27 protein-coding genes are annotated in these 23,751 nt (G+C 43.1%); 3 read left to right on the top strand and 24 right to left on the bottom strand.

Translation table 11 applies throughout. The features are described from left to right. The gene (locus AC6I5B_RS03880; RefSeq protein ID WP_004613699.1) at positions 1 to 1,539 is read right to left on the bottom strand and encodes a DUF1538 domain-containing protein; all 1,539 of its coding nucleotides are present in this window, start codon (positions 1,537 to 1,539) and stop codon (positions 1 to 3) included. Between the two features lie 196 nt (positions 1,540 to 1,735). On the opposite strand from AC6I5B_RS03880, the gene sdaAB reads away from it, so the two are divergent. Together sdaAB and sdaAA are read left to right on the top strand one after the other, a co-directional pair. Continuing rightward, a complete protein-coding gene (gene sdaAB, locus AC6I5B_RS03875; RefSeq protein ID WP_004613698.1) occupies positions 1,736 to 2,404 on the top strand; it encodes an L-serine ammonia-lyase, iron-sulfur-dependent subunit beta in 669 nt (222 codons plus the stop codon). 11 nt (positions 2,405 to 2,415) lie between these two features. Beyond that, positions 2,416 to 3,288 carry an L-serine ammonia-lyase, iron-sulfur-dependent, subunit alpha gene (gene sdaAA / locus AC6I5B_RS03870; RefSeq protein ID WP_004613697.1) on the top strand — a complete coding sequence of 291 codons (873 nt, stop codon included), beginning with the start codon at positions 2,416 to 2,418 and terminating at the stop codon, positions 3,286 to 3,288. Between the two features lie 59 nt (positions 3,289 to 3,347). Here sdaAA and radA read toward each other — a convergent pair whose 3' ends face one another. From radA to AC6I5B_RS03755, 23 genes are all read right to left on the bottom strand, one after another. Further along, on the bottom strand, positions 3,348 to 4,703 hold the full coding sequence (radA, locus tag AC6I5B_RS03865; RefSeq protein ID WP_004613696.1) for a DNA repair protein RadA: 1,356 nt from the start codon (positions 4,701 to 4,703) through the stop codon (positions 3,348 to 3,350). A gap of 78 nt (positions 4,704 to 4,781) precedes the next feature. After that, complete coding sequence (locus AC6I5B_RS03860) at positions 4,782 to 5,195, bottom strand: hypothetical protein (protein WP_004613695.1); 414 nt, start codon at positions 5,193 to 5,195, stop codon at positions 4,782 to 4,784. 65 nt (positions 5,196 to 5,260) lie between these two features. Then, positions 5,261 to 7,705 (bottom strand): ATP-dependent Clp protease ATP-binding subunit, encoded by a 2,445-nt coding sequence (locus tag AC6I5B_RS03855; protein WP_004613694.1) that lies wholly within the window; start codon positions 7,703 to 7,705, stop codon positions 5,261 to 5,263. Between the two features lie 17 nt (positions 7,706 to 7,722). After that, positions 7,723 to 8,091, bottom strand: a complete 369-nt coding sequence (locus tag AC6I5B_RS03850; protein WP_004613693.1) for a GntR family transcriptional regulator — start codon at positions 8,089 to 8,091, stop codon at positions 7,723 to 7,725. A 151-nt stretch (positions 8,092 to 8,242) separates the two neighbouring features. After that, a complete protein-coding gene (purD, locus tag AC6I5B_RS03845) occupies positions 8,243 to 9,514 on the bottom strand; it encodes a phosphoribosylamine--glycine ligase (protein WP_004613692.1) in 1,272 nt (423 codons plus the stop codon). 9 nt (positions 9,515 to 9,523) lie between these two features. Beyond that, positions 9,524 to 10,156: a phosphoribosylglycinamide formyltransferase gene (gene purN, locus AC6I5B_RS03840; RefSeq protein WP_004613691.1), complete on the bottom strand. Its 633-nt coding sequence runs from the start codon at positions 10,154 to 10,156 to the stop codon at positions 9,524 to 9,526. Beyond that, entirely contained in the window at positions 10,150 to 11,175 is a 1,026-nt protein-coding gene (gene purM, locus AC6I5B_RS03835; protein WP_004613690.1) for a phosphoribosylformylglycinamidine cyclo-ligase, read from the bottom strand. The genes purN and purM overlap by 7 nt, the downstream gene beginning before the upstream one ends. A gap of 22 nt (positions 11,176 to 11,197) precedes the next feature. Then, positions 11,198 to 11,710 carry a 5-(carboxyamino)imidazole ribonucleotide mutase gene (purE, locus tag AC6I5B_RS03830; protein WP_004613689.1) on the bottom strand — a complete coding sequence of 171 codons (513 nt, stop codon included), beginning with the start codon at positions 11,708 to 11,710 and terminating at the stop codon, positions 11,198 to 11,200. A 155-nt stretch (positions 11,711 to 11,865) separates the two neighbouring features. Further along, positions 11,866 to 13,932 carry an aminopeptidase gene (locus AC6I5B_RS03825; protein ID WP_004613688.1) on the bottom strand — a complete coding sequence of 689 codons (2,067 nt, stop codon included), beginning with the start codon at positions 13,930 to 13,932 and terminating at the stop codon, positions 11,866 to 11,868. Next, positions 13,933 to 14,292 (bottom strand): DUF6142 family protein, encoded by a 360-nt coding sequence (locus AC6I5B_RS03820; RefSeq protein WP_004613687.1) that lies wholly within the window; start codon positions 14,290 to 14,292, stop codon positions 13,933 to 13,935. Further along, the gene (locus tag AC6I5B_RS03815; protein WP_022249972.1) at positions 14,267 to 14,743 is read right to left on the bottom strand and encodes a VanZ family protein; all 477 of its coding nucleotides are present in this window, start codon (positions 14,741 to 14,743) and stop codon (positions 14,267 to 14,269) included. Before AC6I5B_RS03815 ends, AC6I5B_RS03820 begins: the two co-directional genes overlap by 26 nt. A 17-nt stretch (positions 14,744 to 14,760) precedes the next feature. Then, positions 14,761 to 14,913 (bottom strand): hypothetical protein, encoded by a 153-nt coding sequence (locus AC6I5B_RS03810; protein WP_004613685.1) that lies wholly within the window; start codon positions 14,911 to 14,913, stop codon positions 14,761 to 14,763. 14 nt (positions 14,914 to 14,927) lie between these two features. Next, entirely contained in the window at positions 14,928 to 15,608 is a 681-nt protein-coding gene (pyrE, locus tag AC6I5B_RS03805) for an orotate phosphoribosyltransferase (RefSeq protein WP_004613684.1), read from the bottom strand. Positions 15,609 to 15,633: 25 nt separating this feature from the next. Next, on the bottom strand, positions 15,634 to 16,320 hold the full coding sequence (locus AC6I5B_RS03800) for an HAD family hydrolase (RefSeq protein ID WP_004613676.1): 687 nt from the start codon (positions 16,318 to 16,320) through the stop codon (positions 15,634 to 15,636). Continuing rightward, complete coding sequence (locus tag AC6I5B_RS03795; protein ID WP_117787815.1) at positions 16,320 to 16,913, bottom strand: sugar O-acetyltransferase; 594 nt, start codon at positions 16,911 to 16,913, stop codon at positions 16,320 to 16,322. The genes AC6I5B_RS03800 and AC6I5B_RS03795 overlap by 1 nt, the downstream gene beginning before the upstream one ends. A 64-nt stretch (positions 16,914 to 16,977) precedes the next feature. Then, positions 16,978 to 17,691 carry a MurR/RpiR family transcriptional regulator gene (locus AC6I5B_RS03790; RefSeq protein WP_497773630.1) on the bottom strand — a complete coding sequence of 238 codons (714 nt, stop codon included), beginning with the start codon at positions 17,689 to 17,691 and terminating at the stop codon, positions 16,978 to 16,980. An 89-nt stretch (positions 17,692 to 17,780) separates the two neighbouring features. Continuing rightward, a complete protein-coding gene (locus AC6I5B_RS03785; protein WP_022249969.1) occupies positions 17,781 to 18,143 on the bottom strand; it encodes a VOC family protein in 363 nt (120 codons plus the stop codon). A gap of 94 nt (positions 18,144 to 18,237) precedes the next feature. After that, positions 18,238 to 18,636, bottom strand: coding sequence for an XRE family transcriptional regulator (locus AC6I5B_RS03780; protein ID WP_118208426.1), 399 nt, complete (start codon positions 18,634 to 18,636; stop codon positions 18,238 to 18,240). Positions 18,637 to 18,670: 34 nt separating this feature from the next. Beyond that, entirely contained in the window at positions 18,671 to 20,248 is a 1,578-nt protein-coding gene (locus tag AC6I5B_RS03775) for a DUF4368 domain-containing protein (RefSeq protein ID WP_497773763.1), read from the bottom strand. A gap of 145 nt (positions 20,249 to 20,393) precedes the next feature. Beyond that, positions 20,394 to 20,588, bottom strand: coding sequence for a hypothetical protein (locus tag AC6I5B_RS03770; protein WP_002334813.1), 195 nt, complete (start codon positions 20,586 to 20,588; stop codon positions 20,394 to 20,396). Between the two features lie 72 nt (positions 20,589 to 20,660). Continuing rightward, positions 20,661 to 21,605: a MobV family relaxase gene (gene mobV, locus AC6I5B_RS03765; protein WP_004613659.1), complete on the bottom strand. Its 945-nt coding sequence runs from the start codon at positions 21,603 to 21,605 to the stop codon at positions 20,661 to 20,663. Between the two features lie 183 nt (positions 21,606 to 21,788). Next, complete coding sequence (locus AC6I5B_RS03760; protein WP_087153309.1) at positions 21,789 to 22,184, bottom strand: replication initiator protein A; 396 nt, start codon at positions 22,182 to 22,184, stop codon at positions 21,789 to 21,791. An 18-nt stretch (positions 22,185 to 22,202) separates the two neighbouring features. After that, positions 22,203 to 22,604 carry a cysteine-rich VLP domain-containing protein gene (locus AC6I5B_RS03755; protein WP_117787821.1) on the bottom strand — a complete coding sequence of 134 codons (402 nt, stop codon included), beginning with the start codon at positions 22,602 to 22,604 and terminating at the stop codon, positions 22,203 to 22,205. A gap of 328 nt (positions 22,605 to 22,932) precedes the next feature. On the opposite strand from AC6I5B_RS03755, the gene AC6I5B_RS03750 reads away from it, so the two are divergent. After that, complete coding sequence (locus tag AC6I5B_RS03750) at positions 22,933 to 23,742, top strand: helix-turn-helix domain-containing protein (protein WP_497773629.1); 810 nt, start codon at positions 22,933 to 22,935, stop codon at positions 23,740 to 23,742. Positions 23,743 to 23,751 lie beyond the last annotated feature (9 nt).

The following is a 23,751-nucleotide window of genomic DNA, read 5'->3' as shown; positions in this document are numbered from 1 at the left end:
CTACAATTCAATAATATCTGTATCTCCAAATGCTTCCAACGGTAATACCAAAACAGGTTCTTTGGTTTCTTCTGCCACATGTTTTGAACGTAGTTTGTAGATTGCTCCAAGCACCTGAATCGTAATCAACGGGGTCATCGCTACCATAGCAACTACACCGAATGCATCCGTTACAATATTACCGCCTACTGCCTGGCACGCTCCCATTGCAAACGGCAATAAAAAGGTTGCTGTCATTGGACCGGATGCCACTCCGCCCGAGTCAAATGCAATTGCAGTAAAAATCTTTGGCACAAAAAAGGATAAAACAATCGCAATCGCATATCCCGGAATGATGAACCAAAAGATAGAAATTCCTGTCAGAACCCGAACCATCGCAAGTCCAAGTGATACAGATACACCAATTGACAGGCTGAGCCCCATCGCATTTCTGGAAATGGCACCGGACGTAATTTCTTCTACTTGTTCCGTCAATACATATACCGCCGGTTCTGCCTTAACAATAAAATATCCCATAATCATGCCAATCTGGATAATAATCCAACGATAAGGAAGCGCCGCAATTAGTTGTCCCAGATAATTTCCAGCCGGCATAAATCCGATATTTACTCCTGTGAGAAATAGCACCAGTCCTATATAAGTGTATACAATTCCAACAAGAATTTTCACTAACGTTCGTTTTTTCAACTTCAGTGAAATACACTGAAAAACTGCAAAAAACAAAACAATCGGCAACAATGAAATCAGTATCTCTTTCATATATGTTGGGATCCCATCTGCAAATAGTTTCCACAATTCCACAGAATCACTCGCATCCGGAATAACAGTTCTAGTATAAGTACTTCCCTGCGGATTATAGATAAGCCCTAAAATCAGGACTGCCAAAATCGGTCCAATTGAGCAAAGAGCAACTAGACCAAAGCTGTCATTTTCCGCATGTTTATCACTACGCACCGCCGAAAAACCAATTCCAAAAGCCATAATAAACGGCACTGTCATCGGACCGGTGGTCACCCCTCCCGAGTCAAATGCAACTGCTAAAAAGTCCGCCGGCACAAAAAATGCAAGCAGGAATACAATTGGGTACAACACAACAAGCATATGCGGCAATGCAATTCCAAACAGCATTCGAAGCACCGCTGCCACAAGGAATATCCCTACTCCGACCGCGACTGCTATGATTAATGTATAATTGGGAATAGATGGCACCTGCTCTGCCAGCACCTGTAAATCCGGTTCTGAAATTGTAATGATAAACCCTAGTACAAAGCAGAGAACCACAACCGCTCCAAGCTTTTTTGTCTGCGTCATCTTTGTCCCAAGCCGTTCTCCCATCGGTGTCATCGCCATTTCTGCTCCCAATGTAAAAAACATCATTCCAACAATAAGCATCAATGCTCCAATAATAAAAGCCATCAGAATGCTAGTCGGTACCGGTGCGATTGTAAAACACAAAAATAATACAATCCCAATAATTGGTAAGACTGCTCCCAATGACTCCTTTAGTTTTTCCAGTAATTTTGTACGATATAATTTCAAATGTTTCCGCGCCTTTCTGCCTTCTTTGGCTGAATCTAAGTTTACAAGTTTCTTATCCGTTTTTTTCTCTTCTATTCTATCATGAAATTCATTCTCAAAAAAGAAAATTTTCTATAAACTTTTCTCGTGCTAAACCCTGTAACTTCTTTTCATTTCCTGCTATACTAAATGAAGATACAACAGGAGGACAACGATTATGAATTTTTTAAGTATTTTTGATGTGATCGGACCGAATATGATCGGACCTTCCAGCTCACACACAGCCGGAGCAGTATCCATCGCATTAATGGCACGCAAGATGTTCCCGGAAGATATAAAAAAAGTGACATTCACACTATACGGCTCTTTTGCGAAAACCTATCACGGACATGGCACAGATCGGGCGCTTCTTGGTGGGATCCTTGGATTCTCTACAGATGACGAGCGAATCCGGGATGCCTTTCAGATTGCCAAAGATAGAAATATCACCTATGAATATATCATCGATGAGAAAACTGCTACCGAACATCCAAATACAGCAGATATCGATCTTATTGGCGTGACCGGACATACACTCTCTATCCGCGGTGAATCTATCGGCGGTGGAAAGATGAAGATTGTCCGCATCAACAACATCGATGTAGAGTTTACCGGAGAGTACAGTACCTTGATCGTGCAGCAAAAGGACACTCCGGGAGTGGTTGCTCACATCACACAGGCACTCAGTGAACAGGAAGTAAACATTGCATTCATGAGATTATTCCGCGAAGACAAAGGTGCCAACGCATATACCGTCGTGGAATCTGACGAACCGATTCCAGAGGCTGTATTAGATAAAATCAAAACGAATCCGCATGTATCTGATCTTATGCTGATTCAAATGTAGGAGGGATTAGTATGGATTTTTTTACCGGACAAGAATTGATAGGAGCATGCAAAGAAAAAGCACTTCCTATTTCTGAGATAATGAAACTTCGCGAGATGACGGCAGGATCTCTTTCATCTGAAGAAATTGATTCGAAGTTAGAGACAGTGCTCTCTATTATGAAAAATGCCGCAACCAGACCTCTCTTACATCCTGGAAAATCTATCGGCGGATTGATTGGCGGTGAAGCAAAAAAAGTAAACGATCATGGGAAAACCACTTCCTGTGTCTGTGGCAGTATGCTTTCGAAGGCAATCTCCTATAGCATGGCTGTTTTAGAAGTCAACGCATCGATGGGACTGATTGTCGCTGCCCCGACTGCAGGTTCGTCCGGCGTCGTTCCGGGTGTACTGCTTGCAATGCAGGATGAACACGGATTATCCGATGAGAAACTCTACCAAGGGCTTTTAAACGCAAGCGCCATCGGATATCTCCTCATGCGAAATGCCTCTGTCTCCGGTGCGGAAGCCGGATGTCAGGCGGAGGTTGGCGCCGCAAGTGCCATGTCGGCAAGCGCCATTGTCGAGATGATGGGCGGAACTCCCCATATGTGTCTGACCGCTGCAAGCCTTGCGCTTTCCAATCTGCTTGGGCTTGTCTGTGACCCAATCGCAGGGCTTGTAGAATCCCCGTGCCAAAGCAGAAATGCGATTGGAGTAGCCAATGCGATTACATCCGCCGAACTTGCTTTGAGTGGAATTTCACATCCGATACCATTTGACGAGATGGCGGAAGCTATGTTCCGTGTCGGAAAAAGTCTTCCATTTGAACTGCGGGAAACTGCGATGGGCGGCTGTGCCGGGACACCGACCGGCTGTAAACTAGGCTGTGAGATCTGTAAATAGCATTACCAAAAAGGTGTGATTATTGAAAGCCAGCGCTTCAACAATCACACCTTTTTAGTTCATAATACTTGCAGTGCCTCATTGATCGTCTTGACACCGATAATCTTAATCCCTTTAATATTCTTTACAACCTCTCTTGACACTTCAGGCATAATACAGGTTGTAAATCCAAGTTTTTTTGCTTCGGCGACTCTTTGCTCCGGCATGTTGACTGCACGCACCTCACCGCTTAGACCAACCTCCCCAAACACAATCGTCTTCTCATCAATCGGCTGATTTTTATAACTTGATACAATCGCCATCACAATCCCAAGATCCACCGCCGGCTCATTCATCTTAATTCCCCCTGCGATATTGACATATGCGTCGTAATTAGACAGATGTATTCCTACTCGTTTTTCCAAAACTGCCATCAGCAAATTCACTCGATTATAATCCGTACCTGCCGCAGTGCGCCTTGGCATCCCAAAATTACTGCTGCATACAAGCGCCTGAATCTCAATTAAAATCGGTCTTGTCCCCTCCATGGAACACGCCACAACAGACCCGGATGCATTCTCCGGTTTTCCGTTCAGCATAAATTCTGATGGATTTTCCACTTCCACAAGTCCATTCTGTCTCATCTCAAACACACCGATTTCATTGGTGGATCCAAAACGATTCTTCACACCTCGCAAAATTCGGTAGGATGCATGCCTGTCTCCCTCAAAATAGAGAACGGTATCCACCATATGTTCCAACACTCTAGGTCCTGCAACCGTTCCCTCTTTTGTCACATGTCCTACAATAAAAATGGATATTCCAAGCCCCTTTGCCAACTGCATAAATACATTGGTCGATTCCCGAACCTGTGACACACTGCCCGGTGCAGATGCCACCTCCTCACTGTACATCGTCTGGATCGAGTCAATGATGACAACTTCCGGCTTTCTTTTTTGGATCACATTTTTCACAATCTCTAAATTTGTCTCACATAGGAGCAGTAAATCTTCCGTGAATTCTCCCATCCGGTTTGCCCTGAGTTTGATCTGTTTGAGCGACTCCTCCCCGGATATATAAAGCACTTGGTGCTTATCTTCACACAGTCTCTGACACACCTGCAAAAGAAGGGTAGATTTCCCAATCCCAGGATCTCCTCCCACCAGCAAAAGAGACCCTGGAACAATTCCTCCGCCAAGTACTCTATCGAGTTCCTCTATCTTTGTTTTAATTCGTTCCTCCTGATCAGTCTCCACATGTTTTAGAGCCACCACTTCCGCATCTTTTATCAGCTTCGCAGAAGCAGACTTTGAAAAAGAAACCGGCTCTTCCACAAACGTATTCCATTCTTTGCACATTGGGCACTGCCCAAGCCATTTGTTCTCTTCATGTCCGCAGTTTTGACAGAAAAAAACACTCTTCTTTCCTTTTGCCATATGACTTCCTTTCTTAATAACAAAATTTATATATTATAAAATAGGCTGCGCCTCGGCGCAACCTATTTCACCCAACTATTATCTTCTTACAATTTTTACTTCCACACTGCTGTTCTCATTCAGCTCAGCACTGATACTTAGTTTTCCGCTTAAATTTGTAGTCATCTTATCAACACTCACATCATCCATGTAGACTTCGTATTTACTGTCCGCCTCCAGTTCAACTGTAAACTGTGCATCCTCTGCTCCGGATACCTCAAATGAAAGCACATCTTCTGTCATCTTAAAATGTTCTACAGCAGTTCCTGGTACTGATTCATATACAAACATTCCATTTTTTTCTAATTTTGTAATCTCTTTGAACGTCTTTACTTTATATAAATCTCCCTGGAATTCAAATCCGTCTAATTTTGTCTTTGAAGCAAGTGTGTAATCCCCAAAACTGAGTGTCCCATCTGCCTCTGCTCTCAATAAGTCCTTTACTGCTGCCATCTTATTTTTCCTCCTAAATGGTATAAAATTTCTACTTCTATTATATAATAAATCAGACTATTTTGCTAGTTTTTTGTGTCTTTTGTGAAAAATTTTAGTTCTTTTTTAGATACTCCCACTTCCACATCCATTCCTTCGCAAATCTCTCCGTCTAATATTGCCTCGGCAAGCTTATCTTCCAGTTCCGTCTGCATTGCACGCCGCAACGGTCTTGCACCATATTTCTGGTCATTGCCCTTTTCCACAATATATTTTTTTGCAGAATCTCGAATCGTCAATGTGATATTCATCTGGTTCTTCACACGTCTGATCAATTCTTTGCACATCAACCCAACAATCTTTTTCATGTGATCGATTGTCAATGAATGGAATACAATAATCTCATCAATTCGGTTCAAAAATTCCGGACGGAACAGTAATTTCACCTCGTCCATCACATTCGCCTTCATCTTTTTATAATCGCCGGCGGCATCTTCTTTTGTTACAAATCCCAATTTCTTCGGATCGACAATTGCTTTTGCCCCTGCATTGGAAGTCATAATAATGACTGTATTTCTAAAATCTACTTTTCTTCCCTGCGAATCTGTGATATGCCCGTCATCCAGCACCTGCAATAAAATGTTAAATACATCCGGATGTGCCTTTTCAATCTCATCAAACAGTACCACTGAGTACGGATTTCGGCGAACTTTCTCACTCAATTGTCCGCCATCGTCGTGACCTACATACCCCGGTGGTGAGCCAATCATCTTCGATACACTGTGTTTTTCCATATATTCTGACATATCTACGCGAATCATCGCATTTTCATCGCCGAACAAAGCTTCTGCCAGTGCCTTGGAAAGTTCTGTCTTTCCGACTCCTGTCGGACCTAAAAACAAGAACGAACCTATCGGGCGCTTTGGATCTTTTAGTCCGACACGTCCACGTTTCACCGCTCTTGCAACCGCACTCACCGCTTCCTCCTGTCCGATTACTCTTTTATGCAGCGTCTGCTCCAGCTTTTTCAATCTTGCGCTTTCTGTCTCCGCCAGCTTCTGCACTGGAATTTTCGTCCAGGAAGATACAACAGATTCGATATCCGCCTCAGTGACAACCAGGTTCCGCTTTGCATTGTTCGAATGAAAACGTCTTTTCACACTCTCTAATTTTTTTCCCACACTCTCCTGCTCTTTGTGCAGCAATGATGCTTCTGCAAAATCTCCATTTTTAATCTTTTCTTCTTTTTCCAGTGAGATTTCCTGCAATGTCTGTTCCAGTCTTGTCAGGCTGTCCGGTACTTTAAATCCTGCAAGACTTACCTTCGAACACGCCTCGTCAAGCACATCAATCGCCTTATCCGGAAGATGACGGTCATTGATATAACGGCTTGACAAAGTCACCGCCGCTTTTAACGCGCCTTCCTCAATTGTCACATGATGATGACTCTCGTATTTTCCCTTGATTCCCTCTAAAATACGTTCACACTGCTCATTCGTCGGTTCTTCCACTGTGATCGGCTGAAAGCGTCTCTCCAAAGCAGCATCTTTCTCAATGTATTTCCGATATTCCACAATTGTCGTCGCCCCGATCAGCTGCAGTTCTCCTCTTGCAAGAGATGGCTTCAGAATATTTGATGCATCAATCGCACCTTCGGCGCCTCCTGCGCCAATCATCGTGTGCACCTCATCTAAAAATAAAATAATATTTCCGGCAGATCTCACTTCCCGGATCAATCGTTTCATCCGTTCCTCAAACTCTCCACGGTATTTGGATCCCGCTATCATTCCTGATAAATCCAGCGTCACAATCCGTTTATCTTTCATGCCATCCGGCACAATCCCCGTTGCAATCTGGTTCGCCAGCCCTTCGATAATTGCTGTCTTTCCAACACCAGGTTCTCCCACTAGACACGGATTATTTTTTGTCCGTCTGCTTAAAATCTGCATCAGTCTTTCTATCTCAGACTCTCTTCCAATCACCGGATCTAATTTTCCTTCTTCTGCCTGCGCCGTCAAATCTGTACTGTACTGTGCAAGTACACTGTTACGACCATTTTTGTCCTCTCTGGTGTCCTCCATATATTCTCTCGGATTCACTCCGATGACTTCCAATATTCCCTCCTGCACTTTGCCAAGATTCACATTCAATGTCACCAATGTTCTTGTTGCCACGCAGTCTACATCTTTTAACATGGCAAGCAGCATATGTTCTGTTCCTATCTTCTCAGAAGATAATCGCACTGCTTCCAAAAGCGCATTATCCAAAAGATATACCAGTCTCGGGCTGAACTCCAATGTTCTCTTCGTCTGCATCTCAGTTCCCGGAGAAATCAGTTCCTCGATCACTTTTGTAATCTTTTCTTCTTCCACTTTGTTAGCCGCAAGAATCTGGCCTGCAACACCTGTAAATTCTCTTCTCAAAGCAAGCAGCAGATGCTCTGTCCCCACATATGGATGGTTCCATTTTTTTGCAAGCGCCCTTGCTGTCTCTAATACTTTCGCAGCCTGTTTTGTAAAATCTTTCTGCATCTATCTCCTCCTGCTACCTATTTATAATCTTCATAAATCTCATCTACCAGCTCGTAGATGTCTTCCTTTGTAATATTATGACAATGCGCCTTGGCAAGTGCCACGCGCAGATATCTTCTCATATCTTCCATCGCCCGTATCTTATCAATGTCAAGCGCAATTACGGCTCCTCTTCTTCGGTCAAGCTGCAGGAAACCTTCCTCTCGCAGCACACTGTACGCCTTATTCACTGTATGCATATTAATCCCGATATTTTCCGCCAATTGTCTCACGGAAGGAAGTGTATCTCCTTCCTGTATCTGAGACGTAGCAATCCCCATAATAATCTGATTGCGCAATTGAATATAAATTGCCTCATCACTGTTAAAATCAATTTCTATAAGCATCTTTTTCACCTTTTTTCTTCTGATTGTTATATAGATATTATAGCATTCGCCTACTTCTGTCAACTTTCTATTTTATTTTGACTCTCAGACAATATCATCTCCGGAAAAAGCAAGGACGAAGTTTTATAAAAACTTCGTCCCCATCAAAGAGTTACGCTTCATCTATCGCTTTTCCGATATCATTTCTCTTATATTTGTTTGCAAACTGCACCCACTCTGTCGCTTTGTAAGCGTTTTCGCGTGCTTCTTTCAAATCTTTTCCTTTTGCAGTCACCCCGAGAACACGTCCGCCGTTTGTCACGATCTTATCGCCTTCAAACTTTGTTCCCGCATGGAAGCAATAATATCCGTCGTGTTTTTCAAATTCTTCCAGCCCACTGATTGGAAGTCCTTTGTCATACTTCACCGGATATCCTTCTGATGCAAGCACAACACACACAGCCGCATTGTCTTCAAACTGAAGATCAATCTGATCTAATGTTCCGTCAATACATGCCTCCACAACTTCGATGATATCATTTTTCATACGAGGAAGTACAACCTGTGCCTCCGGATCTCCGAATCTTGCATTGTATTCCAATACTTTCGGTCCATCCTCTGTCAGCATCAATCCAAAGAAAATAATTCCCTTAAATTCTCTTCCTTCTGCTTTCATAGCATCTACTGTTGCCTGATAAATATATTTATTACAGAACTCTTCTACTTCTTTTGTGTAGAACGGGCTTGGAGAAAATGTTCCCATTCCTCCTGTGTTCAAACCTTTGTCTCCATCCATTGCACGTTTGTGATCCTGCGCGGATGTCATCGTCTTGATTGTGTTTCCATCCACAAAAGAAAGTACCGACACTTCACGGCCAGTCATAAATTCTTCGATGACCATCGTGTTTCCTGCTGTTCCAAACTGCTTATCCAGCATAATGGATTGTACTCCATCTTTTGCTTCTTCCAATGTGTTGCAGATCAGTACACCTTTTCCAAGTGCAAGTCCGTCCGCCTTTAACACGATTGGGAACTTCGCTGTCTCAAGATACGCAAGCGCTTTCTTTGCGTCATCAAAGTTTTCATATCCCGCTGTGGGGATATTATATTTTTTCATCAAATCTTTTGAAAATGCTTTGGAGCCTTCCAAAATAGCCGCATTTTTACGAGGACCGAACACTCTTAATCCTTCGCTTTCAAACACATCTACAATTCCACCTACAAGCGGATCATCCATTCCGACAATTGTAAGGTCTACTTCATGTTCTTTTGCAAAAGCTGCCAGTTTTTCAAACTCCATCGCACCGATTGCAACACATTCTGCATACTGTGCAATCCCTGCATTCCCAGGTGCACAATAAATTTTCTCTACTTTATCACTTTTTGCCACACTCCATGCAATCGCATGTTCTCTTCCGCCGCTTCCAACAATTAATACTTTCATTGCGACCTCCTATGCTTCTTCCTCTATCATTACCTTGCCATCTACAACCTTCACTTTTCCATTTGCGATCAGGTCAATTGCCTGTGGGAGAATTTTCCACTCTGCCTGCTCCATCACTCTTCTTTGCAAAATTTCAGGAGTATCTCCCTGTTTTACTTCCACAGCCTTCTGAAGAATGATCGCACCGGTATCGGTTCCTTCATCCACAAAGTGCACAGTAGCTCCAACGACTTTTACGCCCTTTTCAAGTGCCGCCTCATGCACTTTCAAACCATAATACCCAGTTCCGCAAAATGCCGGAATCAGGGATGGATGGATATTGATAATACGGTTTCTGTAAGCTTCGATCATCATTTCCGGAATGACAACCAAAAATCCTGCAAGTACCAGTAAATCTGCCTGAAACTGATCCACGGTATCTAACAATGCCTGATTAAACTCTGCTCTCGACGCAAACGCTTTCGGAGAGACACAGACATTCGGAATTCCCTTTTCTTCTGCTCTCTGTAAAGCATATGCATTCTTATTGTTGCTGATCACGCCCACAATCTCTGTGTTCGTGATCGCACCGCTGTCTACCGCATCCAAAATCGCCTGCAGATTCGTTCCGCCTCCGGAAACCAGCACAACTACTTTTAGCATAAAGTAACTCCTTTATCTCCGGCTTCAATATGACCAACTACATATCCGTCCTCGCCGGCTGCTTTGATTGCCTCTAATGTCTTATCTACATTTTCTTTATCAACTGCAAGAATCATTCCAAGTCCCATGTTGAATGTGTTGTACATCATAGTCTCTTCAATATCGCCATCCACTGCTAACATTTTAAAGATTGGCGGAATCGGATAGCTGTCTTTTTTTACAACCGCGTGCATCCCATCACAGAGCATACGTGGAATGTTTTCATAGAAACCACCACCTGTGATATGACTGCAGGCTTTGATCTTCACACCAGATTCTTTGATTGTGCGAAGTGCTTTCACATAAATTTTTGTTGGAGCAAGCAATGCCTCGCCCAGCGAGCATCCAAGTGAATCACATTCTCTCTTCAATGCCTCTTCTTTCATGTCGAACACTTTTCTTACCAGAGAAAATCCATTGCTGTGAACACCTGAAGATGCCATACCGATCAGCACATCTCCGTCTTTTAATTCTTTTCCTGTGATCAGATCTTTTTCATCTACCACACCAACTGCAAATCCTGCAAGATCGTATTCATCTACTGGATAGAAACCTGGCATTTCTGCAGTCTCTCCACCGATCAACGCTGCGCCTGACTGTTTACATCCTTCTGCGACACCGCTTACGATTGTAGCGATTTTCTCCGGTTCATTTTTTCCGCAGGCAATATAGTCTAAGAAAAATAATGGTTCTCCTCCTGCACAGGCAATATCATTCACACACATTGCCACACAGTCGATACCAATTGTATCATGTTTATCTAAAATAAAAGCAAGTTTTAACTTTGTTCCGACACCATCAGTTCCGGATACAAGAGTTGGTTTTTCCATATCTTTGAATTTCTCCATAGAAAAAGCTCCTGAAAATCCTCCGATATTTGTCAGCACTTCCGGTCTCATTGTCTGCTGAATATGTTTTTTCATCAATTCTACTGATTTGTAACCAGCTTCAATATCTACGCCTGCGTTCTTATAATCCATCTTACTTCCTCCAATATGTGTTCTACATTTGTTTCAAATATTCTTTGTGTCCAAGCTCGTCTAATTTTGCTGCTTTTGCCTGTACCGTTTCTTTCATTTCTTTTGTGTAGGCTTTCAATCTCTCCAACAGCTCAGGATCAGATGTTGCAAGAATCTTTGCTGCTAAAATCGCTGCGTTGGCACCTCCATCGATTGCCACAGTTGCTACCGGAATTCCAGGCGGCATCTGAACAATTGAATACAGTGCATCTACCCCTTCCAAATTCTTGCCTGACATTGGGATTCCAATTACCGGCATCGGGAAAATCGCCGCACACATTCCCGGAAGATGCGCCGCCATCCCTGCTCCCGCAATGATGACTTTAAAATCTTTCTCTTCTGCTGATTTCGCATAGTCATAAAAAACATCCGGCTCACGGTGTGCTGAGATAATTGTCATCTCATATTCCACTCCAAATTTTTCTAACATGTCAGCTGCTTTGCTCATTACTTTCATGTCAGAATCGCTACCCATTACAATTCCTACCTTTGGCATAATTGTTCTCCTTCCTTCGTCTCATTTATAAGTAATCAAAATAAATATTCCACTATTTATAAGTTATTTTACTAATACATTTCAAGGATGTCAACATCTCCACTTGTTAAGAATAATTATAAATGCTTATCACAAATATGGTTCTATCATCTTTTCTACACGCCAGCTTCCTTCAGTGGCTCGTTCAGAATCTCTGTTCCAGACAGCACAAAATGGCCGTCTTTCAGTAACATAATGCGCTCTCCTTTTTCGGTCACAACCGCAATCTCTTCTAACTCTTCATACGGAATTGTGATATCAGTATGACATTGGAAATACGCTTTTGACACATCTTCTTTCCGAAGTATTGAAACCGAATTATCTTTCGCAACAATTTCCTTTCCATCCGGATTATACAATTTATTCTCCTCGCTCCAGCTATAGCATGTATCTCCCACAGCAAAATGCGGTCCCATCTTTTCTGCGATCAGAATCGGCATCTTGTCCTCAATCTGATATTTCTTTGCCACAACATACGCAGTTGTATTCGTTCCGATGGCAAATTCTCCAAGAGGCAGCGTATCATGGTTATGAAGAATATTGCTTTTGATATACTTTTTCGATTGCTCCTCGTCCTCGAAATTGCTGCATGTATACTCTGTAATCTTTCCATTTTCAAATGTAATCTTCAGATCACGGTACTGCAATTCATTGAGATATACTTTACTTACATTCAGCACTCCGTTTGTCCCCTCCAGTACCGGCGAAGTAAATACTTCTCCGACCGGAATATTGACATCCGCCACGCAGTTTTCGAAAATAGTCTCTTTCGCCGGGTCTGACAAACGATAAAGCTGTACTTTTAAGTCAGTCTCATTTTTATCTTTCCCAAGAATATGCACATACTCACCTTTATCCAGCGCATCAATCAAAGCCTGTTGTACGTTTTTATAGACGTTCGCATCTAACGTGTTGATGCGAATGACTTCATCAAAAATCTCTTTATACTGTGCTCCAATCTCCGGTACCGGATAAGCGACAATCGTAAAACTGCGCTCATCCCCTTTGATATACTGATTCGTAAGCTGTCCGGATTTGCTGTCAAACAGCACCGATAATTTTTCCTGCTTTTCTGTGAGCACAACTGACTCCGGCTTTTGCACCGGCGCAAACGGTTCTTCACCGAATATCTCCATAACAGCCGGTCCCGCATGTTCTCCTGCAAGCTCTCTGTACTTCTCGTAGGCATTTTTCATGACATCGAGCTTTCTCTCCATGAACTTCTTATCCAAAAACAGCCCCTGATCCTGTCTGTGATCATACTCATACTGCTTATTTGCAATTGCTCCGTAATATCCTACTTTATAGTGCTGTCGCTTTGTCAATACACTGACTGCTGCCCGATAGATTGTCGGTCTTAGTCCCATCTTTTCAAAATTTTCAATTGCTTTTTTGATTACCCGCTCAAATCCAAGTGTATAACGAATATTTACAACCGATTTTTTCGACAGATCAATCCCCGCATTAACGAATCCAATTCGATATCCTTCCGTGTATACATCCGCCATCTGATCAATTGTCTTCTGTGGAAGTGTATTCAAATGTTCCGCTGTCTTCCACTCATTCTCAGACACATATTCGCCATACTGATACAGATAACGCAAATCGTTTAAATTACTTTTTGTCACGATATCTGCGGCAAACGAACATTCCGGATTCAACTGTTCTTCGATTCTGTCAGCGACAAATACATCACAGTAATCACTCGCATACCAGTAAACAATCTCTTTGAGTTCCTTGTAATCCGGTGTCAATGTCCCCTCAAAACAATTATATATCTCTATAAATAATTCGTTGCAGATTGCAAGATATTCCACCTGCTGCTCATACACATAAGCGATCTCCCCGCGAAGCTCTGTGTATAAAAAACTCAAAAGCTGTCCGATTTCTTCTCCAAACAAAGAAACCGCATATGCCGGATTCGCATAACTTGTATCGTACTGGTCTCCCACAACATCTGCATAGATACTTTCATTCTCTCTTTTTAATTCGTCGAGCGTACACTGTTCAAATGGCTTGTCCTGCATACGTTCCCGAATCTCATTGATCTTCAAAATAAATTCGGATACTTTCCGAAAATAGTCTCTATATAAAACTTCTGTCGTCTCTTCTTCTGTGATTCTGCGGATTCTTTCTATTGAAAGCATATACCGCTCTATAATCTGTTCATTGATTTCTTTCATTTAAAATAGCCCCCTGCAAAAAATAGCAATAAATGCAATGATAAAGAATATGTTGCAACCAATTCCTATCTTACATGTAAGATAGTTTTTCTCTCGTTCTTTCAGCCCTCTCACTGCAAGCACGCACCCAGTCACTGTAAGAATAAGAGTGACAAGTGCCAGTCCTCCGATGTAAGGCGCCGCAGTCCCTGCACTAATGTATGCAATCACAATCATTGCAGCCAATGCCACCAATACAATTCCCGCGATCACACAGGACTGTATCCCTTTTTTAGAGTGTTTCAGCTTTGCCTGTCCATATTTGCGATTGGCTCTTTTTTTTCTTTCTTTTGCCTTATTTTTTCCCTTTTCTTTTCGCATTGTATCTTCTCCTTATCGTATTGCATATCATGAATGTGATATAGCCTAATATTCCCCCCAACGTGTTTAACACCAGATCATCCACATCGAAACATCCCACTTTCGTAAGCAGTTGAAATGTCTCGACCAGAAGACTCAAAGCCAGACTGTTCACTGCAGTTGCCCAAAAACTTCTGTATTTGCTCGCCATCGGCATAAAAAATCCAAATGGCAGGAAAATGACAATATTTCCAAATAAATTTGTAAATGTTGCAAACGCTCCAAGCTGTCCTCTGTAATTCCAAAACCGCTTGATCTCCTTGAACAAAACCAAATTATAATGGTACTCCTGCATTTCACCAGTGCGTCCATACCAGTCAGAAAAGATCAAAAAATAGAACACAAATAAAATGTATAATACAAATAAAATTTTCCCTAATATACGTAATCGTCTTTTCTTTCTTGCGTCCAAAACAATTCCCTTTCCGGTTAAAATGTCAATTCCTGCTTATTCCGCAGTAGACGGGCGCCTCCGATAATCGTTAAAATTCCTGCTGTCACACCTACAACAGCCATGATAATCCCTAGTGCGATATTTCCGGCACCTACTGTTTTCATTGATCGATATGCTTTTTCTACCATGCAATCTCGCCTCCTTATTTCGCTCCGTACTGTTCATAATATGCGTCAATTGCCGCTTTTAATGTATCGTCAATAATAACTTCTCCATTGATTTCTTTGTTATACAGATATTTAACTACTTCTGCCATTGTCACAATCGCATTTGTCTCAAATCCATACAGATCTTTTACTTCCTCCAATGCACATTTTACGCCGCCTTTTCCTACTTCCATGCGGTCTAAAGACACCATCAATCCAACAATTTTCACATCAGCGGCACCTTTTACTTTCGGCACAGTCTCTTCCATAGATTTTCCAGATGTTGTCACATCCTCGATCATCACAACTCTGTCACCGTCTTTTAAACTGCTGCCAAGAAAACTTCCTTTATCAGCGCCGTGATCTTTCTCTTCTTTTCTGTCTGAGCAATAGCGAATTTCTTTTCCGTATAACTCACTGTATGCAATTGCAGTCACAACACTAAGCGGAATTCCTTTGTAAGCAGGTCCGAACAGCACGTCAAAATCATCTCCATATTTATCATGGATTGCTTTTGCATAGTACTCTCCGAGTCTTTTCAGCTGAGAACCTGTTACATATCCACCCGCATTCATAAAAAACGGAGACTTTCTTCCACTCTTTAAAGTAAACTCTCCGAACTTCAACACTTTGCTCTCTACCATAAAATCTATAAATTCTTTCTTATAACTTTCCATCTTTTCAACCTCCAAAAAATACCTTTTAAATCCTCTCAATCTTACCACAAATTGGGGGCGATTTCAATTGAGGAACTTTTTCTAATTGAAAATACTCATATAACTCCTGAACATAACGAAAAACGTAATCAGGATTCTCTTTTTCTAAGCTAATTGTACTTGCATGTCTCTTCCATGCCGCAGAAATACACATCACTCCTAGTTCTCTGCAAACCTTTATATCTTCAACAGTGTCACCTATGTAACAAAATTCATCTTTAGATATAGAATATTTGCACAGAAGATATTCCATATTTTCCTTTTTATTCGCAGCTCTTTCTGAACCGCATAGTATTTCATCAAATATGTTTGATATTCCTAATTTTCTCAACGTAATTGCACAACATTTTTCACCCTTCCCTGTAATCAACGCTACTACAATTTTTTGCTTTTTCAAAAACATTAATAGTCTTAACATATCCGGAAACATTTCTGTAACTTTATCATGCAGCTGCTCGTATTGGTCGTAAAAGTCCTTTATTGCAGATTCCCAATCTTGGGTAACAACAGATTTGACCATACCTATTTCATTAAGACCGAATGTTTTCATAATTTCCTTTTCGCCAAGTTCATGGTCTACATACGGCGATATACTGTTTTGAAACGCTTGTATACACATTGGAATTGTGTCTGCTATTGTTCCATCCATATCAAAAGCAACGATCTTAAACATTATATACTTTCTCCGTTAATCTTACGAATTACCCTGCACGGATTACCTACTGCCAGCGAATTTTCCGGTATATCCTTTGTAACAACACTTCCAGCACCTATAACAGAGCCATCGCCTATCGTTACCCCCGGAAGAACAATAACGCCACCACCTAGCCAGCAACCATTCCCAATTTTTATAGGTAATGCATAGGTACACCGGATTAATTGTTCTGTTTCTAAGTTTGCAACATATCTTTCTGCCAACTCGACAGGATGTGTTGCTGTATAAAGCTGCACATTTGATGCAATCAGCACATTATCACCAATGGTAATTTTATTGCAGTCTACAAAAGTACAGTTCATATTGACAGATACATTATTTCCCACATGAATATTCCGCCCATAATCGCAGAGAAACGGTAATGCAACTGATACCTTTGTACCGATTTCTCCAAATAGCTCCTTTAAAATATTTTCTTTTTCTTCTTTCTGTTCATATTCAAGTGCATTATATTTTTTCAATAATTTTGTTGCACGACTTTTAAAATCCAGAAAAATTTTGTCATGACAATTATAGCACTCCCCTGCCATACATTTTTCTAATTCAGTCAATCGTATCACCTCCTGACTTCAGAATAGAAAAAAAGCTGTTACAAAGCAAGTAACAGCCTGTTTCTTATATTCTCTTTGCCAAAGCTTCAACGATGAAAATAACCGGAATCTGTGTAGTTCCGTTATATCTCCCATTGATACGTTTGGTGCTCAAATGATACGAAAAATTCCAATCAGACATTTTTGCCAACGTTGATGCAGACGAATTCGTAATACTTAATATCGTGCATTGCTTTTGCTTGAACTGGTGAATAGCTTCAATCAACCGATCTATTTCGCCACTTTCAGAAAGAGCAATTACAACTGTATTTTTCCATTGAAATGTTGTAATCGGATAAAGCGTATCTTCTAATCCTACTGCAAAATGTCCCATATTTGCAAAATATCTTGCTCCATATTTTGCGAGTGTGCCGGATGATCCCATACCCACAAAAATTGTCAAATCTGCATTTCGAATAGCATCGACTGCAAACAACAATTTCTTTTCAAACGCACTCGAATTTGCTCTGGCAAAAAAATCAGAAAGTTCCTGCAATTCTTCCATTGGAGGATATGTATTTTGTAAGACAATTTCCTTTTTCAAGGCTTCTTTAAAATCAGAGTATCCCTCAAAATTATTTTTATTACAAAAACGTAATATCGTTGAAGTAGAGATATGTATTGCTTTTGCCAGTTCCCGAATAGTCATATATTGAACCTTATCAATATTGGAAACAATATACTTATAAATACAAATATCTGTTTCGTTGTATTTTTGTATCTCCTCATATGAAAACATAATACGATTCCCTCTCTTCCTTTATATATTTAAGCCTTCTGTGTGAGTCTAATTGTAGCATATTCCCCAGACTGACGGTACAGAACGCGCTACATCGGCGTTCCAACCTCAATCAAATTGCCATCCAAATCATAAAAACGAATTACTTTCTGTCCCCAACTGTGCACCATGAGACGATTAACATATTGAATCGAAGGATATAATGTTTCCAGTTTTTCAATAAACGCTTCCATATTTTGTTCCTCAAAATACAACTCACAAGAATTGTTTTTCGGGATAATATCTTTTCCAAGAAATTTTTTCCATATTTTTTCATCCTGTAACACAAGACCTTCCGTCAGAATCATATTTCCGTTATTGTCAAGTACCATATCAAGCCCAAACAAATCATGATAAAAGCGTTTTGATTTTTCAATATCTTTTACAACAATCAAAATATTCTTTAATTTCATTGCCCCGTTCTCCTTTATCTCCATATTTTTATAAAAAGTATGTCTTAATACATGCGTTTTGTTATACTTCTTGACTTCTCCTTTAAACGGAGTTTTACGCCTTCTTCCGTGTCAGGAAAATTCCAGCAACTGCTCCACCAAAGACTATCGGCGCTAACCTGAAAAACAACCATTCAAATGCATGAAAACCAACTCCCAAAACAGCTGTTTCCGGGTCATTATAATTCCAATTTAGATAGGGGCTGTTTAATTCAATTAAGACCGCTGAAATTATTACGATAACTGCACACAATATAATAAGTAATCCTTGAATAATTTTTCGTCTTGCAATCTTCTTTTGTGCGAGTTGTAAATTTATAATCTCCAATTTTTCTGAAATTACTTCTAAATCACTGATCTTAGTTTCAACAATAGTTTCTCCAAGCAAAATACTAACAGGGGTTTCTAGAACCTCTGATATGGAAATGAGCATATCGGAATCAGGAACCGACATTCCGGTATCACATAGTTAAAGATATTGGTATCATTCAATCAATTTTGCCGATAAAGCGGTAGAAGATTTCTACCTCCTGTTCCCGGCTTCCGTCCTCACCTTTGACCGCTTCATGGACAACGATTTTTTCAATCAGCGTATTCAAAAGTTCGGCGGTCAGTTCCGTTGGATTGACGCACTCTTTCATCAAGGCAATCCATTTTTCTGCGTCTGCGGCGTTCTGGCTTTCAGTGGCGATAGCGGATTGAAGCTGTTCAATCTTTTCGTCCAGTTCAGCCTGTTCGCTTTGGTACTTCCCGGACAGCATAGAGAAGTTGTATTCCGTGATACGCCCCGCCGCCCAGTCCTCATACATCCGGGCAAACAGGGTATCGACTTCGGCTTTCCGCTTCTCTGCCTTTTTCAGTTCTGCGGTCTGCTTCTTTCTTGCGGCGGCCTGTCCCTTATCAGTGGCATTTAACAGCCGCTTCAAAAGCCGTTCTTCATCATGCTGTACCAGCCCCGACCAGTATTGCAGACGGGAGAGGACATAGGCGTAAAGCACATCATAGCGGATATAGTGCATGGAGCATTGGCGTGTGCCCTGTCCGTACTTGCTACAATGATAATGGCCGTAAGGCTTGCTGTTCTGCCTGTTTTCCCCATAGGACAACGACCACCCGCAATCCGCACATTTTACCAATCCGGAAAAAATCTGCGTTGTACCATCCTTGCACTTCCTACGGCGGTTTGCTATCTGCTCCTGTACCTGCCGGAAAACCTGTTCGCTGATAATCGGCTCCTGCGTGTTCTCCACCCGCACCCATTCACTTTGGGGCTTGCGTACCCCCCGTTTGTTCTTAAAGGAAATGTTCGTTTCCCGGTAGTGGATGGTATGGCCGATATAGGTTTCATCTTTCATAATGCTCTTGACCTGGGCTATCGTCCATGCGTAGCTTTTTTCCTCCGGCGCACCCGCATAGATGTTTGCGAAAGTCCCGTCACGCTGAAAGTTGATAAATCCCGGAGTGGGAACCTTTTCCGCAATCAGTATGCTTGTGATACTGGCCGCCCCTCTGCCATGAAAGGCAAGGTCAAAAATCTTCTCCACTATCCAGCGGGTTTCCTCGTCGATTATCAGCTTGTTTTTGATTTCCGGGTGTTTCCTGTACCCGATGGGAGCATAGGCGCCGATACGCTGTCCTGTGGCAAACTTTGCTTTGAAAGCGGCCTTTACCTTGCGGCTCGTATCTTTCGCAAACCATTCATTGAACAGGTTTTTGAACGGGACAAAATCGGAAAGCCCTTTTTCTGTGTCCTCATTCTCCGCAACGGCGATATAGCGCACCCGTTTTTCCGGGAACAGAAATTCCAGATAGTAGTCCATCATCACATGTTCCCGCCCGAAACGGGAAAGGTCTTTCGTGACAATGCAGTTTACTTTTCCGGCTTCCACATCGTCCATCATGCGCTGAAAATCCGGGCGTTCAAAGTTCGTCCCCGACCAGCCATCGTCCACATACTCACCGACTACATGAAGCCCCTGTTCCTTTGCGTACTGTTGCAGGATTGTCCGCTGTGTTTCAATGCTTACGCTGTCACCATAGTTTTCATCGTCCCGGCTCAATCTCATATAAAGCGCCGTGTTGTAAATCGTAGTATTGTAAGGTTGTTTCACCGTTAAAAATCCTCCTTCTAAAGAAACAACCCACGCTTACAATACTTTTGCTCTATGGCAATTATATCATAAGCGTGGGCGCGTTATCAATGATGGGCTATCAGGTTGAAGCGGCTTTTTCTGCGGTATGCCGCACCACATCTACAATCAGATCACCGAGGGGCTTCCCGCCTGCGGCGAAGTGTTCGGAGATTTTTATACGGTTGTTCCCACATACAAAATACTGCGTGCCGTTCTCTGCTTGTATGACCTGCCCTGTCCGGGGTGTAAAAATATCGCTTTCGCTTTTTGCCATCCAGTGTCCTCCATATTCAGTTTTCAAGGTACAATGCCGCACAGGGGCGGCGAAAATTTCTGCTTATATCTATCACCTTTCCTTTACCGTGTGCCGTTGCTGCCGTTTCAGTTCCGCCAGTATATCCGGCGGGATACGGTCAACCAGCCGCTGTAAATTGTCCAGTTCGCTTTTCAGCTTTGCCCGTTCCATCGTATCTTTCATCTTGCCTTTTTCGCTGGCCTTTGCCCTTGCTTCCAACTGCTCATTCTCCGCCAACAGGTCATTGATTGTGACCTTGTACTTTTTCAACTGCCCGGAGAAGTTCTCCATCTGCGGGAACCACTTTTTCAGCATGGAGAGGGCTTCCTCTTTTTTCTTTCCGGCGTTCAGTGGGTTAATGCCGTCAAGGGCGGCTTCAATGGCTCTGGCCTGTTTGGAGAGGGAAACCGCCTGTTTGAAAAGTCGGGTGGGAATATGCTTCCGGCCTGTCTTGCTGGCACTCTCCCCACGCTCCAAGTCAGGATATTTCTCCACCATATAGGCGTGAAAATCGTCCTGCCACTTCGTCAGGTTTGCCCGGTTGCCGATAATCTCCTTTGCACACAGGCGGTTGTCCTTTGTCAGCGGAACAAAGGTCAAATGCAGGTGGGGCGTTTTCTCGTCCATGTGTACCACCGCCGACACGATATTTTCCCGTCCTACCCGGTGGGTGAGGAACTCCGCCGCCCGCTGAAAGAACGCCTGTATCTCCTTTGGAGATTTCCCCTTGAAAAACTCCGGACTGGCGGTTATCAGCGTATCGACAAACCGTGTGCTGTCTTTCCTCGTCCGGCATCCTGCCTGCTCGATACGGCTCTGAATGAAGTGGTAATAGCGTCCCTCCGGCTTGACGATATGGAAATTGTATTTGCTCCGGCTTGTGTCAATGTCGGGGTTGCTGGCGTATTGTTCTTTCTGTCTTTCGTGATGGGCTTCCAGCGGCCTTGCCGGGTTGCCCTTGTGTTTCTCAAACCGTAAAATTGCGTGTTGTGCCATTCTGCTCCTTTCCCCATTCCTTTCCTATCCGGGGGTTTCCACAGGGAAAATCCCGCCAGAATTATCTCTGATACGATAGGAATGGAATGGATATAAATAAATCATTTTAATCTTTGTATTTCTATATACCGTCCGGTTTTCGTACTTCAAGGGGGCGGTTTCCGTACTTCATGGGTACGGTTTTCAGTCCTCCGGCGTACCAGAACGGGATTTCTTGAAGTCGGTGTTTGGAACCGCTTCATAGGATTTTGGAAAAATGCGGTTGGGTTTTCCACAGCCCTGCTTCTGGATTTCCACCAGTCCGGCGTATTGCAGTTCCCGCAGGGTGTTCACCGCTTTCTGCCGCCCACAGTGGAGCAGGTCAACCACCTCACAGATAGGGTAATACAGGAAAATCCGTCCGCAGTCATCCGCCCACCCATTCTTGCGGGATAACTCTGTCCGGCGCAGGATAAAGGCGTACAGAACCTTTGCCTCGTTAGACAGGGGCTTGAATGTGGGGGCTTCAAAGAGAAAATTCGGGAGCCGGGTGAAGCTGAACGCCTTTTCCAGCTGATGGATATAGATGGTATTTGTCATAGTGCGTTTTGTGGACGGTTAGAAGCCCGTTTTCCGTTCACTTTCTGTTTTCTGCCGCCTGTGAACTCTGGCGGCACAGCCGGGGCAGTATTTTGCCCGGTTGGATTTGGGGACGAACACACCGCCGCAGACCTCGCAGCGTTTCAAGTCCTTATCCCGAAAAATCTCCGCTTCCAGCGTCCCGTCCAGCGGCAAGACCGCCCAGCGGAACCACTTACAGCAGACCGAGAAAGAAACCGTCTGCGGGCAGGTGCAGGTGTCCCCATCGTCAAGGACAATGCAGTTGCCGTCCTCACAGCAACAGCACTCCCGGCGTATCAGGCTGGCCGCCTGTTTCCTCTGCGCCGGTGTCATGCGGTAAAGGGAACCGTCCGGCCTGCGTTCCAGCGGCGGCAAGTCTTTATAGGGGTTATCTCTCATGCGTTCCCTCCATTTTGCTTTCCGTTGCCGTTCTCCCCGAAAAGGTTTCCTGCCCCATTCCTGCGGCGTGTTCCAGCGTTGGCACGCTCCCCGTAGCTTCGGGACATTTTGTCCCGAAGTCCGGCTCCTTGCGGTGCTTCCCCAGCCGGGGTATCCCTTTTCGGACGGTCATTCTGTTTTCAAGGTGCTGTCCATCGATGAACTACCCTAAGTCTACACGAAAAAAATGCAATCCCCGGAATTTTGCGAGAATTGCATTTTGATGAAGTTTACACTTTGGAAATTGCATTTTTGCAATCATTCTGTATAATGGAAGTATGCGGAAGAGGTGCGTGTTTATGGCTTTACCCGGAACACCGGACAGCGGATTTCCGATTTATGCAATGGGAACCACATCACACAAAAGGAACTTGCGGAGAAGATAGGCGTTTCCGCTTCCCAGTTGAGCCGCATTGTCAGCGGCGAAACAAGAACGGTAAGCAGTGATATTCTCATAGGTGTGGCAAAGGAATTTAAGGTATCGACAGACTACATACTGGGCTTGTCTACCGTGAGCGTCCGTAAAAGCTACGATATTTCTGAATTAGGCTTGTCCGAGGGAGCCGTGAGGGGGCTTGTGACGGGTGCTGTTGATGTGCAAATCCTCAACCGCCTGTTGGAACACAGGAATTTTCCCAAGCTGATAGATTTGATACGGATTTATTTTCAGGACACGGCGGCAAAGGGGATAACAGCAAGAAACCAGCTTATCGAGATAGCAACGGCTTCCCTGTCCGACCTGATGAAAGAACACCCGGAACACCGGGCGGAAGCAAAGCAGGATTTACAGCTTTTGAACGCCCAAAAGATGGGGGAACATGAAGCAGAGATTGAAAAAATCAAAAATGTGTTCCTGGCTATCCTGCGGGATATTAAGAAAGATATTGACAACGGGGAACAGCCAGGGGAAGCTGTGACCGCCGCTATGTTCCAAGCCATGCGGGACGCACTGGCGGAGCAGAAACAAAAGCCGCTTTCCATTGACGATGTAACGGCGATGATAGCCGGACAGATCGGACAGCTTGCACCGATGGATGAAGAAACTGCCGACTTGTTCCAAAAGTTGTTAAAGAAAGTGATGAACCAAAAAAATGACTGATATTTTATC

The sequence above is a fragment of the Faecalimonas nexilis genome, assembly GCF_059731825.1.
This window is presented reverse-complemented; position numbering and strand designations above follow the sequence as displayed.

What these genes read in the sequence shown, in the direction of transcription:
- sdaAB (WP_004613698.1), top strand. Translation starts at nt 1,736, where the DNA reads ATGAATTTTTTAAGTATTTTTGATGTGATCGGACCGAATATGATCGGA.
- sdaAA (WP_004613697.1), top strand. Translation starts at nt 2,416, where the DNA reads ATGGATTTTTTTACCGGACAAGAATTGATAGGAGCATGCAAAGAAAAA.
- radA (WP_004613696.1), bottom strand. Translation starts at nt 4,703, where the DNA reads ATGGCAAAAGGAAAGAAGAGTGTTTTTTTCTGTCAAAACTGCGGACAT.
- AC6I5B_RS03860 (WP_004613695.1), bottom strand. Translation starts at nt 5,195, where the DNA reads ATGGCAGCAGTAAAGGACTTATTGAGAGCAGAGGCAGATGGGACACTC.
- AC6I5B_RS03855 (WP_004613694.1), bottom strand. Translation starts at nt 7,705, where the DNA reads ATGCAGAAAGATTTTACAAAACAGGCTGCGAAAGTATTAGAGACAGCA.
- AC6I5B_RS03850 (WP_004613693.1), bottom strand. Translation starts at nt 8,091, where the DNA reads ATGCTTATAGAAATTGATTTTAACAGTGATGAGGCAATTTATATTCAA.
- purD (WP_004613692.1), bottom strand. Translation starts at nt 9,514, where the DNA reads ATGAAAGTATTAATTGTTGGAAGCGGCGGAAGAGAACATGCGATTGCA.
- purN (WP_004613691.1), bottom strand. Translation starts at nt 10,156, where the DNA reads ATGCTAAAAGTAGTTGTGCTGGTTTCCGGAGGCGGAACGAATCTGCAG.
- purM (WP_004613690.1), bottom strand. Translation starts at nt 11,175, where the DNA reads ATGGATTATAAGAACGCAGGCGTAGATATTGAAGCTGGTTACAAATCA.
- purE (WP_004613689.1), bottom strand. Translation starts at nt 11,710, where the DNA reads ATGCCAAAGGTAGGAATTGTAATGGGTAGCGATTCTGACATGAAAGTA.
- AC6I5B_RS03825 (WP_004613688.1), bottom strand. Translation starts at nt 13,932, where the DNA reads ATGAAAGAAATCAATGAACAGATTATAGAGCGGTATATGCTTTCAATA.
- AC6I5B_RS03820 (WP_004613687.1), bottom strand. Translation starts at nt 14,292, where the DNA reads ATGCGAAAAGAAAAGGGAAAAAATAAGGCAAAAGAAAGAAAAAAAAGA.
- AC6I5B_RS03810 (WP_004613685.1), bottom strand. Translation starts at nt 14,913, where the DNA reads ATGGTAGAAAAAGCATATCGATCAATGAAAACAGTAGGTGCCGGAAAT.
- pyrE (WP_004613684.1), bottom strand. Translation starts at nt 15,608, where the DNA reads ATGGAAAGTTATAAGAAAGAATTTATAGATTTTATGGTAGAGAGCAAA.
- AC6I5B_RS03800 (WP_004613676.1), bottom strand. Translation starts at nt 16,320, where the DNA reads ATGTTTAAGATCGTTGCTTTTGATATGGATGGAACAATAGCAGACACA.
- AC6I5B_RS03790 (WP_497773630.1), bottom strand. Translation starts at nt 17,691, where the DNA reads ATGTTTTCATATGAGGAGATACAAAAATACAACGAAACAGATATTTGT.
- AC6I5B_RS03785 (WP_022249969.1), bottom strand. Translation starts at nt 18,143, where the DNA reads ATGAAATTAAAGAATATTTTGATTGTTGTAAAAGATATTGAAAAATCA.
- AC6I5B_RS03780 (WP_118208426.1), bottom strand. Translation starts at nt 18,636, where the DNA reads ATGTCGGTTCCTGATTCCGATATGCTCATTTCCATATCAGAGGTTCTA.
- AC6I5B_RS03775 (WP_497773763.1), bottom strand. Translation starts at nt 20,248, where the DNA reads ATGAGATTGAGCCGGGACGATGAAAACTATGGTGACAGCGTAAGCATT.
- AC6I5B_RS03770 (WP_002334813.1), bottom strand. Translation starts at nt 20,588, where the DNA reads ATGGCAAAAAGCGAAAGCGATATTTTTACACCCCGGACAGGGCAGGTC.
- mobV (WP_004613659.1), bottom strand. Translation starts at nt 21,605, where the DNA reads ATGGCACAACACGCAATTTTACGGTTTGAGAAACACAAGGGCAACCCG.
- AC6I5B_RS03760 (WP_087153309.1), bottom strand. Translation starts at nt 22,184, where the DNA reads ATGACAAATACCATCTATATCCATCAGCTGGAAAAGGCGTTCAGCTTC.
- AC6I5B_RS03755 (WP_117787821.1), bottom strand. Translation starts at nt 22,604, where the DNA reads ATGAGAGATAACCCCTATAAAGACTTGCCGCCGCTGGAACGCAGGCCG.